Origin of the sequence: Deinococcus koreensis, assembly GCF_002901445.1 — a bacterium.
GTDB lineage: Bacteria > Deinococcota > Deinococci > Deinococcales > Deinococcaceae > Deinococcus > Deinococcus koreensis.
The window spans coordinates 3,075,592-3,088,233 of the sequence record NZ_PPPD01000001.1 but is presented as its reverse complement, the minus strand read 5'-3'; the positions used below and the strand labels follow the sequence as shown (position 1 = coordinate 3,088,233).

Annotated in this window: 9 protein-coding genes; 3 read left to right on the top strand and 6 right to left on the bottom strand. The window is 74.1% G+C overall.

The genetic code is table 11. The features are described 5' to 3' along the window. Nucleotides 1–16: 16 nt before the first annotated feature. Entirely contained in the window at nucleotides 17–2,092 is a 2,076-nt protein-coding gene (locus tag CVO96_RS14580; RefSeq protein WP_103312850.1) for an N-acetylmuramoyl-L-alanine amidase, read from the bottom strand. Between the two features lie 131 nt (nucleotides 2,093–2,223). On the opposite strand from CVO96_RS14580, the gene CVO96_RS14575 reads away from it, so the two are divergent. Next, on the top strand, nucleotides 2,224–3,330 hold the full coding sequence (locus CVO96_RS14575) for a GTP pyrophosphokinase (protein ID WP_243398381.1): 1,107 nt from the start codon (nucleotides 2,224–2,226) through the stop codon (nucleotides 3,328–3,330). 187 nt (nucleotides 3,331–3,517) lie between these two features. Here the strand turns inward: CVO96_RS14575 and CVO96_RS14570 are convergent, their stop codons facing one another. The 3 genes from CVO96_RS14570 to tilS form a co-directional block, all read right to left on the bottom strand. Then, nucleotides 3,518–4,873, bottom strand: coding sequence for a 3-oxoacid CoA-transferase (locus CVO96_RS14570; RefSeq protein ID WP_165795311.1), 1,356 nt, complete (start codon nucleotides 4,871–4,873; stop codon nucleotides 3,518–3,520). Then, nucleotides 4,870–6,159: a thiolase family protein gene (locus CVO96_RS14565; RefSeq protein ID WP_103312848.1), complete on the bottom strand. Its 1,290-nt coding sequence runs from the start codon at nucleotides 6,157–6,159 to the stop codon at nucleotides 4,870–4,872. The genes CVO96_RS14570 and CVO96_RS14565 overlap by 4 nt, the downstream gene beginning before the upstream one ends. Nucleotides 6,160–6,575: 416 nt before the next feature. Continuing rightward, on the bottom strand, nucleotides 6,576–8,264 hold the full coding sequence (gene tilS / locus CVO96_RS14560) for a tRNA lysidine(34) synthetase TilS (protein WP_423739367.1): 1,689 nt from the start codon (nucleotides 8,262–8,264) through the stop codon (nucleotides 6,576–6,578). 154 nt (nucleotides 8,265–8,418) lie between these two features. Here tilS and CVO96_RS14555 point away from each other — a divergent pair, with 154 nt between their 5' ends. After that, nucleotides 8,419–8,904, top strand: coding sequence for a peroxiredoxin (locus CVO96_RS14555; RefSeq protein WP_103312847.1), 486 nt, complete (start codon nucleotides 8,419–8,421; stop codon nucleotides 8,902–8,904). On the opposite strand, the gene CVO96_RS14550 is transcribed toward CVO96_RS14555, so the two are convergent. Beyond that, nucleotides 8,890–9,639 (bottom strand): alpha/beta hydrolase family protein, encoded by a 750-nt coding sequence (locus CVO96_RS14550; protein ID WP_103312846.1) that lies wholly within the window; start codon nucleotides 9,637–9,639, stop codon nucleotides 8,890–8,892. The two genes, CVO96_RS14555 and CVO96_RS14550, sit on opposite strands and share 15 nt — an antisense overlap. A 382-nt stretch (nucleotides 9,640–10,021) precedes the next feature. Between CVO96_RS14550 and CVO96_RS14545 the strand changes: the two genes are divergently transcribed. Beyond that, nucleotides 10,022–10,981 (top strand): nucleoside hydrolase, encoded by a 960-nt coding sequence (locus CVO96_RS14545; RefSeq protein WP_165795310.1) that lies wholly within the window; start codon nucleotides 10,022–10,024, stop codon nucleotides 10,979–10,981. 21 nt (nucleotides 10,982–11,002) lie between these two features. Here the strand turns inward: CVO96_RS14545 and CVO96_RS14540 are convergent, their stop codons facing one another. Beyond that, a complete protein-coding gene (locus tag CVO96_RS14540; RefSeq protein WP_103312845.1) occupies nucleotides 11,003–12,493 on the bottom strand; it encodes a PEP-utilizing enzyme in 1,491 nt (496 codons plus the stop codon). Nucleotides 12,494–12,642 lie beyond the last annotated feature (149 nt).

Sequence of the window (12,642 nt, the reverse complement as noted above, 5' to 3'; positions counted from 1 at the left end):
CGTTCGACCCTCCGCCTCAGCGGAGCCGCGCCGCCGCCTGAGCCGCCACCTGGGCCGCATAGAAATCCGCGATCCCCGCCGCGATGGCCTGGGCGAAGCGCTCCTGCCCCTGCGGGCTGTGCAGCACGCGCAGGTTGCCGGCGTCGGTGAGGTAGGCGGTCTCGACCAGCAGGCTGGGCTGGGCGCTGGGCCGGGTCAGGGCCAGGAAGGCGCCGCCCCTCAGGCCTGCTCCCGGCCCCAGCTCGGGCAGGGTGCGCCGCAGCTGCGCCAGGATCGCGCCGGCCACCCCCTGCGCCTGCGGGTGCGTGAAGTAGACCTCCGGCCCCCGGATGCCGCGTGGGTCACGGCCGTCGGGCAGGGCGTTGGCGTGGATGCTCACCAGCAGGTCCGAGCGGGTCTCCTCGGCCACCAGCCCGCGCTCGTACAGGCCCAGGGTCACGTCGGCCGTGCGGGTCAGCCGGACGACCGCGCCCTGGGCCCGCAGCAGGTCGGCCGCGCGCAGGGCGATGGGCAGCACCAGCCCCTTCTCCGGCGTCCGGAGGCTGCCGGCGCCGCCCTTCTGGGAGCCCCCGTGCCCCGGATCAAGCGTGATGGCGCGGCCCTCCAGCGGGCGAAGCGGATTCAGGCGGGGCGGCCGCCGCACGCTGAGCACCAGATCGGCGCCGTCGTAGTTGGCGTGGTAGCCCCAGGCCTGGCCGGGCGTCAGGCTGACCACCACCCGCGTGACGCCCAGCCCCTGCGCCTTGACCTCGACCCCGCGCAGCAGCGGATCGGACGAGGGCCCGGGAGCGGTCAGGGGCAGGGCGAAGTTCCCGTACAGCGTGAGCGCCAGCCGTTCGCCGGCCCCCTCCTGCGAGACGGTGAACGGCAGCCGCGCCCCGCCCAGCGGAATCCGCACCCGCAGGTCGCCGGCCGACTCCTCGGGTGAGGGTGGGGACGCGGGCGCAGCCGGGGGCTCGCCTGGAGGCAGGGCGTCGGTGGGCGTCAGTTCAGGCAGCGCCGGCTCCTGGGTCGTCGGCGCCGGCAGGGCAGAGGTCTGCGGGGCCGGCGTCTGCGGGGCCGTGGCCGGTGGGAGTGCCGAGGCGGGCGGGGTGGACGCCACCAGGGCCGGCACCCTCGCGGCCGGGCCAGACCCCGCACCCGACGGGGCAAGGTCGGCCACGCCTTCCAGCGTCATCCGGCCGCCCGCCGCCGCCTCCATCCGGCCCGCGCCCAGGCCGAGCTGATCCGCCGTGACCAGCGCCGGGAGCCCCGGGGCCAGCCGCACGCGCACGTCCTCGCCCTGGCGACCGACCACTGTGAAGGTCATGCCGTCCCGCGGGTAGAGCAGGGGCTCGCCGGCCAGATCGGTGCTCAGGTTGGTGGCGTCGTTGAGGGCCAGACCGCGCACCGTACCGGCCTTCTGGGTGGCCAGGCGCGGGCCGCTGCCATCGCTGCTCAGGCGGCCGGGAGCGGTGGCGCTGACCGTACGGCCGTCGCGCCCGCTCAGACTGAGGGTGAACGCCGCGCCCTGCAGGCGGGCCGTGGTCGGCAGGACGTACACGGCGCTGTAGGTGCCGCCCGGCCCCTCGCGCATGGGCCGCGGCGGACTGCCCGCGAGCCGGTACGAGGCCCGCCCACCCGGCGAGCCCCTGAACGAGATCTGCACGGAGCGTTCGGCCGGGGAGTCTCCGGGGGCGTCCCAGTACTGCAGGGCGAGCGCCGGGCTCAGACTGGCGCGGTCGATGGCAGTGGGCGTGGCGGGCAGGGCGCGCACCACGGGCCGGATCACGCGCAGGGTCTGGGCCGCGCGCCCGGCGCCCTGGGTACTCACCAGCCGCAGGTCGTTGGTGCCCGGCCGCAGCGGCCACCACTCCATGAACAGGCCGTCGGGCCCCACCTCGACCGGGCGGCCGTCGATGCTCAGGCGGGCGCCGGGCGTCACGCTGCCCTCCAGGATCACGTGGTCGTGGGCGACCCGCGCGCCGGGATCGGGGTAGGCCACGAAGAGGTCGGGGGTCGAGCGGGCGGCGGCCGTGGCCGGCGCGTGGGCGGTGGTCAGGGCCAGCAGGACGGCCAGGGCACCGGCCAAGGGGCGCGGGGAAAAGCGCATGTCCCAGGGTGTAGCACGCCGGGGGGGCCGGAAGATGACAGGAGACGGCACGCGGCGGCCGGCGGGCGCATAAACACTTGGACAAGTGGGAACGGCCCACATCGGGGGCGACGCCGGGCCGGGAGCGACGTATGCTGGCCCTACTCATGAGCGACGGGCTGGTCAAGGCGTACGAGGCATCCCTGCCGCACTACGAACAGGTGCGGGACGCGGCGGTGGCGCAGACCACCCGGCTGCTCGGCACCACCGGCCTGAACATCCACCACGTCACCGGACGGGTCAAGCGCCCCGCCAGCCTGGCGGACAAGCTGCGGCGCAAGCCCGGCCGCTACCAGACGCTGGCCGACGTGACCGATCTGGTGGCCGTGCGCGTGATCACCTATTTCGAGTCCGACGTGGCCGTCGTCTCCCGGCTGATCGAGGACACCTTCGAGGTGGACTGGGAACATTCCATCGACAAGAGCAAGATGCATGACCCCGACCGCTTCGGGTACATGGGCGTGCACTACGTGGTGTGCCCCCGCCCCGACGCGCCCGAGTTCAGCGCCTTTCCCGGCACTCCCTTCGAGATCCAGATCCGCTCGATCCTGCAGCACGCCTGGGCCGAGATCGAGCACGACCTGGGCTACAAGAACCGCGAGGCGGTGCCGCGCGAGGTGCGGCGGCGCTTCTACCGGCTGGCGGGGCTGCTGGAGATGGCCGACGAGGAGTTCATGGCGCTGCACCGCCTGTCCGGGGACTACGCCGCCACGCTGCCGGAGCGTGTCCGGGAGAATCCGGACAGCGTGTTCATCGACGCCCAGAGCATGACCCACCTGCTGGAGCTGCCGCCCGTGCACGAGCTGGACGAGGCCGTGGCCGCCGCCCTGAACGTGCCGCTGCTGCGCGGCTGGCCCGACCCCGAACGCCCGCAGCGGCTGGCCAGCCTGCTGCATTACGTGGGGGTGCATTCGGTCGGCGCGCTGCTGGGCGAGGCGCGGCGTCAGGGGCCGGAGATCGTGCGCTTCGCGGCCTCGCTGCTGCCCCGGCTGCCCAGAACCTGGACGCCGGCGGGGGGGGCGCGGCCCGGCACCAGCGTGGTGCATTACGCGCTGCTGCGGGCCTGTTCGAATCCCTCGCTGGAGCCCCGGCAGATCCTGACCATGCTCGACATGAGCGGCGTGCCGAGCCTCCCGCAGCTGGAACAGACCGTGCGCGAGGCCTACGCCGAGACCATGGGCAGTCCCCGCGCGGGCTGAGGGCGCCGGGATCGCTCTGGTTCAGCGTCCACCGATCAGGTGGTGTGTCGTTGCTCCCCCTCCCCCCAGAGCAGCGGAGAAACCGCTGGCGGAGAAGGTCGGGCCGACGGAGAAGGTGTGTGGCGGAGGGAGCCACTGCGGTCACGGGCCCTGACCTTTCGATGGACGCTGGACGGGCTGGTTCGGTCTACCCCTCGGCCTGCAGCCGCTCCACGAAACGCGCGCCGGTCGTGACCCGCACCTCCTCCAGCGTCGTGCCCGGCATCAGGCCGGTCAGGGTGAGCTGGCCCCCCAGGAACTCGAAGACCGCCCGATCCGTGATGATCATGTCCACCGCGCCGCGCGTGGTCAGCGGCAGGGTGCACTCCGGCACCACCTTGGGCGTGCCGTCGGGATCGGTGTGGCTCATGGTGATGATGAGTCTGCGGGCGCCGCTGGCAAGGTCCATCGCGCCGCCCACGCCCAGCAGGGGCTTGCCGGGCACCGCCCAGTTCGCCAGGTTGCCGTGCTCGTCGACCTGCAGGCCGCCCATCACGGCCACGTCCACATGCCTGCCCCGGATCATGGCGAAAGAGTCGGCCGAGTCGAAATAGCTCGCGCCGGGCAGGGCGGTCACCGGAATCTTGCCGGCGTTCACCGGATAGTCCAGCGCGCCGCCGTCCTCGGGGGCCGGCCCCACGCCCAGCATGCCGTTTTCGGTGTGCAGGGTGACCCCGTGCTCCGGCGTGATCAGGTCGGCCACCAGCGTGGGGATCCCGATGCCCAGGTTCACCACGTCGCCCGGCCGCAGTTCCTGCAGGGCGCGGCGGGCCATGTTCAGGCGGCCCTCGTCCACGCGCTTGCTCCCGCCGCGCACCGAGGCGCTGGTGCCCAGGTCGTCCAGCGTGAGCGTCGCCTGCACCAGATAGTCCACGTACAGCCCCGGCGTGTGCACCTGCTCGGGCGCAATAGAGCCCACCGGCACGATCTCCTCGACCTCGGCGACCACCAGGTCGGCGGCGGTCGCCATGGCCCGGTTGAAGTTCTGCTCGGTCAGGCGGTACTGCAGGTTGCCGGCGGTGTCCGCGCGCCACGCCCGGATGAAAGCCACGTCGCCCCGCAGGGCCGGCACGAAGACCATCTCCTGCCCGCCCAGGGTGCGGACTTCGGCGCCCGCGGCGATCAATGTGCCGGCGGCCGTGGGCGTGTAGAAGCCGCCCAGCCCGGCGCCGCCCGCGCGGATCGCCTCGGCCAGCGTGCCCTGGGGCAGCAGCTCCACCTCCAGCCAGCCCTCCTGGTGGGCCCTGACCGCCTCGGGGTTGGAGGTGAAGTACGAGCCCACCGCCTTGCTGAGCTGCCGGTTGCGGAGCATCCGCCCGCCGCTCAGGCCCGGCTCGGAGACGTTGTTGGCGACGTACGTGAGCGCGTTCGTGGGCAGTTCGGCCAGCGCGTGCACGAGGTGCACCGGGTTGCCGGTCATGCCGAAGCCGCCCACCAGCAGGGTCTGCCCGGACTTCACCAGCGCAGCGGCCTGCGGCGCCGTGATCACCGGCACCGTCTTCACGCCTCCACCCGCTCGATGATCGCGGCCTCGCCCTGCCCGACCCCCACGCAGAGGGTTGCCAGGCCATAACGGGCCCCCCGGCGCCCTAGCTCGTGGGTCAGGGCCACGACCAGCCGCGCGCCGCTCATGCCCAGCGGGTGCCCCAGCGCGATGGCGCCGCCGTTCACGTTCACCCGGCTCTGATCCAGCCCCAGTTCGCGGATACAGGCCAGCGCCTGCGCGGCGAAGGCCTCGTTCAGCTCGATCAGGTCGAGATCGGCCACGCTCAGGCCGGTGCGCGCGAGCAGCTTGCGGGTCGCGGGAATGGGGCCCAGGCCCATCACGCGGGCGTCCACGCCGGCCGCCGCGCCGCCCACCCAGCGGGCCAGCGGGGTCAGGCCCAGCTCGCGGGCCTTCGTGGCGCTCGCCAGCACCAGGGCGGCGGCGCCGTCGTTCAGGCCGGACGCGTTCCCGGCAGTGACGCTGCCCCCCGGGCGAAAGGCGGGCTTGAGTCCGGCCAGCGTCTCGGCATCGGTGGCAAGGGTGAAGGTGTCCCCCTGCCGCTGGACGCGGGGGTGCTCGTCGGTGTCGAAGAGGGTCGTGCCCCGGCGCCCCCTGACCTCCACGGGCACGATCTCATCCCTGAAGGTGCCGGCGTTCAGGGCCGCCACCGCCCGGCGCTGCGAGTCCAGGGCGAAGGCGTCCTGATCCGCGCGGCTGATCTCGCCGCCGGCGTAGGCCCCCTCCCGGCTCCGCTCCACGATGTTCTCGGCGGTCTCGCCCATCGCCTCCAGCGGAAAGCGGGCCTCCAGCGCCGGGTTCGGATACCTCCAGCCCAGGGTCGTGTCGTACACCGTGACGTTACCGCTCGCGAAGGGCTGGGCCCCCTTGGGCATGGACAGCGGCGCGCGGGTCATGCTCTCCACCCCGCCCGCCACGTAGAGGTCGCCGTCGCCGCAGCGGATGGCGCGGGCGGCGGTGTTCACGGCCGCGAGCCCGCTGGCGCACAGGCGGTTCAGGGTCACGCCGGCCACCGAGTCAGGCAGACCCGCCAGCAGACCCGCCATGCGGGCCACGTTGCGGTTGTCCTCGCCGGCCTGGTTCGCGCAGCCGAAGACCACCTCCTCGATCTGGTCAGCCGGCACCCCGGCCCGCGCCACGGCCTCGCGGATCACCCGCCCGGCCAGATCGTCGGGCCTCACCGCCGACAGGCCGCCCCGGATGGTGCCGATGGCCGTCCGGACGGCGGAGACGATCACCACGTCGTGGTCGTGCAGGTCGGCAGCTTTCAGGGGGGGGCGGGTCATCTCTCACTCCTCGGGGTGGGCCGGGCGGCCCGCGGCACACGGTCGGTCAGGGTCTGGATCATGCCCCGGTAGTCTGCCTCAGCGGGTCGGGGGGCCGGGGCTGCCGCGCCGCCGCGGGTGTCCTGCCCGTCTGGACGACCGGCCGGAACGCCGCGTGCGAACAGAGTCCAGGGTCGCGGGAAGGGTTCGTTCGGAAGTGGACGGCGACGATCCACGCGGTCATAACCTGAACCCCGCTCACCAATGGTGCGGACACTTTCCAGATCGGGGTGCTCCTCTGGCGATGAACACGCCGTTTTTGCCCCTCCCCCGTTGGGAGGGAGTGAACAGACAGAGCATCCCAGCCGGCGAAACTCTCCTTCCCAAATCATCGTGTTATGCCAAATCATCGTGTTTTGAAAGTGTCCGCACCATTGTCACAGGCCTTCGGGGTGATCCGGGCCTTCACGGTGACCGGATTCGCGATGGGATCCGGCGGGGCTGGCACGGCGCAGGGTGCGGAAGGTCTCGCGCAGCAGCCGCGCCGCCTCGGGGGCCCGCACCCCCCCCGTGACCTGCGGCGCGTGGCCCCAGCGGTGGGCCAGCAGGTCGGTCACGCCGCCCAGCGCCCCCGCCTTGACGTTGCGGGCCCCGAAGACGATGTGCCCCACGCGGGCCTCCAGCGCGGCGCCCAGACACATCGGGCAGGGTTCCAGGGTCACGACCAGGGTGCAGCCTGTCAGGTAGGGGGTGCCCAGCGTGGCGGCCGCCCCCCACAGCGCCGCGAGTTCGGCGTGTCGGGTCATGTCGCCGTCGGCGCGGCTGGTATTGCGGCCCCGGCCCACCAGCGCGCCGTCCGGGCCGAGCACCACTGCCCCGACCGGCACCTCCCGTGACCCGGCCGCCTCGCGGGCCAGAGCCAGCGCCTCGCCCATCGCGGCGTGCAGGGGGTCTTCGGGCTGGCCGGCGTGCTCGCGGGCACCGACCGCCCAGACCGGGGGCGTCAGGCCGATCCACTGCACGGACTCCTTCCACGGCACGGCGTCCCCCTCCGCCCGATCCGCTGAGACCAGCACCGGCACCCGGTCACGGTCGGCGCGCGGCACCCTCAGATCCGTGAACACGTCGCTCAGCTTGCGCGTGCCTCCCAGCAGCCGGATGCGGTCGCCGTCCTGCCGGGTTCGCAGCGCCCAGCCGGCCGGCAGCGGGAACGCAGGCGAACGGTACCCCTGCGGCCCGGAGAACAGGCGCCCGCCCGTGACGGTCACGTCGGCGCCGCGCGGCAGGGTCAGGTGCGCGGTCTCCCCCGAGCCCAGCGCCTCGGCGAGCCGGCCCACCTGCCCGGCGTGCACGTCCAGGCCCGCCGCCCGCAGCTCCTGACGCACGAGCCGCCGCAGTACCGCGGGCGCAAGGGTCTCCCTGGGGACGTGGGCCGTGACTCCCGCGGCGAGCGCCCCCAGGGCCTCGTTGTCCTGGCCCTGCTGCCGCGCGAGCCGGGCCAGGCTGCCCTCCAGGCCGGGGAAGCGCGCCGTGAGCCGCGGCATGACCTCGCGCCGCAGCCAGGCCCGCGTGTAGGCGGGATCGGCGTTGCTGGGATCGTCGCGCCAGTCCTGGCGCAGCGCGTGCAGGAAGGCCTCGACCTCGGGCCGGCCCACCTCCAGCCAGGGCCGCCGGACCTTGCCCCGCGCTGCCGGAATGCCGCTCAGCACGGCCTCGCCCCGCAGCAGCCCCACGAGTACCGTCTCGGCCTGGTCACGGCGGGTGTGGGCGGTCAGGATGAACCCCGCGCCGGACTGCCGGGCCACCCGCGAGAGGAAATCGTAGCGCACGCGCCGGGCGGCGTCCTCCAGGTTCCAGCCCCGCCGCGAGGCGACCCCGGCCACGTCCACCCGCACGCCCTCGGCCCTCACCCCCAGGCGGGCCGCCAGCGCCGCCACCCAGGCCGCGTCGTCGGCCGAACCGGGGCGCAGCGCATGATCCAGGTGGGCCACCACCGGCCGCGCGCCGACCAGCAGCAGGGCGCGCAGCAGGGCCACGGAATCGGCCCCGCCCGACACGCCGACCACCACCGCCCGCTCCCGGTACGCGGCGAGCGGCCCGCTCAGGGCCAGCGGCACAGTGGACACTGGGGCATTCTAGGGACGTCGCCCCTCCCGGTGCGAGATTCCGGAACGCCGCCGAACCCCTCCATTCCCGCGGCACACCCTCTAAACCATCACTGTGAGGGCTGGATCACCACATCGACTCCGGGGGTCTTCACTCCGCCGGTAGAATGTGGACATGAGCCTCCGTGTCGGCCAGCGCGCCCCAGATTTCGAGAAACGCAGCGACGACGGCCGCCTGATCCGGCTCGCGGACTTGCGGGGCCGCTGGGTGGTGCTGTTCTTCTACCCGCGCGCCGGTTCGATGGGCTGCTCGGTCGAGGCCCAGCGCTTCGAGGCCGCCCTGCCGGAATTCACCCGGCTGGGCGCCGAGGTGATCGGGGTGAGCACCGACACCGAGGCCCGCCAGGCCAGCTTCCGCGACACCTGCACCCTGAGTTTTCCCCTGCTGCCCGACAGCGACCGCTCGGTGTGCCGGGCCTACGGGGTCATGGCGGGGCTGGGCGGCCTGCTGGGCATGGCCGCCCGCGAGACCTTCCTGATCGACCCGCAGGGCCTGCTGGCCGGCCGCTACCGCACGGCCAACCCCGGCGCCCATGCCAGCGCGGCGCTGGGCGACCTCGAACGCCTGCAGAGCCAGCCGGCCGGCTCACTCCCCGCGTAGGAAACGCAGGCTCTCCGAGAGCAGCATCTCGGTGGCCGGCAGGCTGCTGAAGCCGTGGTCGGCGCCCGGAATGCCCACCGCGTCGGCTCCCAGGGCCTGGGCGTAGCGCACGCCCCACTCGGGCGGACAGGTCGTGTCGGCGTCGCCGTGCAGCACGCGGGCCACCCCGCCCCAGGCCGCCGCCGCCTGCAGGGGGCGCAGGCGCGGCAGTTCCTGGAAGAAGCCCCGCCCCACCGGCCAGCCGTTCACGTCGCTGATCCCGGCCGGCAGCTGCCCGCCCCGCAGCTGCGAGAGCCACAGTTCCGGCAGGGCGGGCGCCCACAGCAGCAGCCGGTGGGCGCTGGCCCCGGCGGCGGCCAGGGTGGACACCAGCCCGCCCAGGCTGAAGCCCAGCAGCATCACCCTCTCGGGGTCGAGGCCGGGCTGGCGGCGCACGTAATCACAGGCGGCCAGCGTGTCCTCGACCTCGCGCGAGACGGTCATCTCGCTGAATTCCCCCTGGGACTCGCCGCTGCCCCGGCAGTCGAAGCGCAGGCTGGCCACCCCGCGCAGGGCCAGCATCCGCGAGAACACCACGAACAGCCGGTGGGTCTCCAGCCGGTTGCCGGTGAAGCCGTGCACCATCACCACACAGGGCCAGCCGCGCGGAGGGGCGCCGCCTTCCGGGGCATCGGGGGTGTGCAGCATCCCGTAGAGACGCTGGCCGTCCACGCTGAACTGGGCGAAACTTTCCATGTCCGGATTAGAGCAGCCCCGCGCTCAACTGTGGCCGGGATCGGCGTCGTCGGAGGGTCGGCCGTGGGTGCCCTGCTCCGGCCCGGGTTCCCCCGCGGGCGAGGAAGCCGGGGAGTCTGGTGCGCGGTCTGGAAGCTGCGGCGCGTCCTGAGGCGCCTGAGTGTCGTGGAGCGACTGGGAGTCGGCGTCTTCGGAGAGCTGAGCGTGATCGGGACGTCGGGTCATGGGAACCTCCAGCGGGCACAGGGGCGGGGGGATCAGGGCGAACCTCCCGACGATTCCGGATCGCCCGCACCGGGGGGTCAGGAAGAGGTGAAGCCGCCTTGGGGCTCGTCACAGTTGGGGCCAGGCACCGCCGCCGGCCGGCCCTTAGACTCGGCCCGTGACTTCCTCTTCCCTGCCTTCCCCCCGGCCGGTCATCCTCGACGGCGATCCCGGCCTGGACGACGCAGTGGCCTGGCTGCTGGCCCTGGCGAGTCCGGAGCTGGAGGTGCTGGCCCTGAGCACCGTCCACGGCAACGTGGGCCTGCCGCTGACCACGCGCAACGCCGGCGTGGTGCTGGCCCTGGCCGGCCCGGCCGGCGAGGGGGTGCCCTACGGTGCCGGCGCCGACCAGCCGCTGGTGGTCGCCGAGACCACGGCCGCCTCCATCCACGGCGCAAGCGGGCTTCCCGCCAGCGATCTGCCCGAACCGCTCAGGGCACCGGAAAGCGAGCACGCCGTCCACGCCCTGATCCGCCGCGCGAGGGCCCGGCCGGGCGAGATCACGCTGATCGCCAGCGGCCCGCTCACCAATCTGGCGCTGGCGTTGCGGCTGGCGCCGGAGCTGCCCGGCCTGCTGCGGGAGGTGGTCTGGATGGGCGGCAGCACGGCTCAGGGCAACCGCACCGCCGCCGCCGAGGCCAACGCCCTGTCGGACCCGCACGCGGCGCGGATCGTGTTCGAGTCCGGCCTGCGGCTCAGCATGGTGGGCCTGAACGTAACCATGCGGTGCATCGCCACGCCGGAGCGTATCCATGCGCTGCGGGAGCTGGGCACCCGGGCTGGGCGGGTCTGCGCGGAGCTGCTCACCTTCTACGCCGGGGTCTACCGCGCCCGCTACGGGCTGGAGGGTGGGGCGCTGCACGATCCGCTGGCGGTGGCCGCAGCCCTGCGCCCGGAACTGCTGGACTGGCAGGACATGTTTGTGGAGGTCGAGGTGCAGCCGGGGCCGAACCTGGGCCGGACGGTGTGCGACCTGTACGGCGTGGGCGGCCACGCGCCCAACGCCTCGGTGGCGGTCGGCGTGCGCCACGAGGCCTTTTTCGCACTGCTGCTGGAGCGGCTGGCCACCCTGCCCTGAGGCCGCATCCGCGCTCGCCGCTCAGACCGGGTCGAAGTCCAGACTGATGGTGGTGATCTCGCTGGGCACCAGCCTGGATGGGGGCGCCAGGGAGGTGGGGTTCACAGGTGAGGCGTTCAGGGAGGCGCCGTCTGTCGGGATCAGGGGCTCCGACCGGGCGGTGGCCGACGCGGACGGAGTCCCGGAGAACGCGAACTCAGGTGCCCCACCATCCTTCAGCCCGGTCTCCTCTCCCGTTCTCTCGGCCCGGCGCAGCAGGGTCAGGGTGCCCTGGTGGCCGTTGAGGCGCACGAACGCGCCGCCTTGCAGCCATTCGGGCCGCCGGCCCCGCAGGCTCAGCGCCGGCAGCCCGATGGCGCGGGCGTGCAGCGCGGCCGGGGAGTGTTCGCCCGCGCGGTCGAGGAGCAGCGCGGCGGCGCCCTGGAGCTGCGGCCACTGCCAGGGGAACAGTTCGGCGCACAGGACGATCCGGCCTTCCGGCACCGCCACGCCGGGCTGCCACACGTGCAGGAGTCCGTCGCGCACCCCGGTGGAGAGCGCCGCCGCCTGGAACTGCTGGCCGACCGCCCTCCAGGTGGGCACGCCGGAGCCCGCCACGTGCTGCAACCGGCGCAGCTGCGTGAGGCCGCGCAGGGTCGTGGGATCCAGGGTGCCGTCCAGGGCGTCGCGCAGTTCGGCCGGGGTCAGCCAGCGGACGTCGGCGCTGCGGTTCAGGTGCCCGCCCCGGCGCAGGTCGCCCGCCCCCTGCATGGCGGCGCGGATCAGCGCCCGGCGGGCGTCGCGCTGCTCCTGCAGGTGCCGCTGCAGGGCCAGGTGCTGCGCCCGCGCCTCGCCCACCAGCGCGCGGGCGGCGCTGCGGCGGGCCCCGCTCAGGGTGGTCTCGACCTGCTGCCACGCCGCGCGGGCCGAGGTCACTCCGGGGCCGTCCGTTTCGCCCAGACCGCCCAGCAGTTCCAGGTGCAGGGCGCTGCGGGTGTCCAGCCAGTGCCAGCACAGCCCCCGCAGCGCCTCGCTGGCCAGCGCCGCGTTGTAGGCGCTGAGCGCGCCGGGAGCGTCGGCCAGCTGCTGCATGGCGTGGGTCAGGTCGGTAGCGGGATCGTGAGCCGCGTGGGAGGCGGCACGGCCGTGAAGCGCGGCGTCGGCGCGGGCCGCCGGTGCCAGCACGTTCAGGCGCGGGCGGGGGGCCGGAAGCTCCGGCACCTCTTCCGGGCCCAGGGGGCCGGGCAGGCCCAGCGCGGTCCGGAACGCACGCGCCTGGGCCGGGGGCAGCGGCGCACACAGCGCCTCCAGGTGGCCGGCGTGGACGAACAGGCGGCCCTGGCGCTGGGCGATCAGGCGCCGGGAGAGGCCGCCGGGATCGGGCAGCGAGAGGGCGGCGGCCAGCCCGCGCGCGCGGCCCTGCAGGCCCAGGCGCGCCACGCCCAGCTCCAGCGGAGTGAGCGAGGTCTGGGGAAGATCGTCCAGCGGCCACCACCCGGGGGCGGGCCGATCAGGGGCGGGAGCAGCAGTCATGAGCCGCCCTCATTGTGGGCTCCAGCGTGGGGGGCTGCAAGCGCGCGGGCCGCGCGGGGGGCCGGACTCCCCCAGATGCCCCCGGCGCCCGCCCGGCCCGGCCGCCCGCTGGCCCTGAACCCCTCCTGAACCGGCGCTCCCTGAACGCC

Excerpts from the sequence above, each read along its gene's own strand:
- CVO96_RS14540 (WP_103312845.1), bottom strand. The coding sequence starts at position 12,493 with ATGACTGCTGCTCCCGCCCCTGATCGGCCCGCCCCCGGGTGGTGGCCG.
- CVO96_RS14575 (WP_243398381.1), top strand. The coding sequence starts at position 2,224 with ATGCTGGCCCTACTCATGAGCGACGGGCTGGTCAAGGCGTACGAGGCA.
- CVO96_RS14555 (WP_103312847.1), top strand. The coding sequence starts at position 8,419 with ATGAGCCTCCGTGTCGGCCAGCGCGCCCCAGATTTCGAGAAACGCAGC.
- CVO96_RS14565 (WP_103312848.1), bottom strand. The coding sequence starts at position 6,159 with ATGACCCGCCCCCCCCTGAAAGCTGCCGACCTGCACGACCACGACGTG.
- CVO96_RS14580 (WP_103312850.1), bottom strand. The coding sequence starts at position 2,092 with ATGCGCTTTTCCCCGCGCCCCTTGGCCGGTGCCCTGGCCGTCCTGCTG.
- CVO96_RS14550 (WP_103312846.1), bottom strand. The coding sequence starts at position 9,639 with ATGGAAAGTTTCGCCCAGTTCAGCGTGGACGGCCAGCGTCTCTACGGG.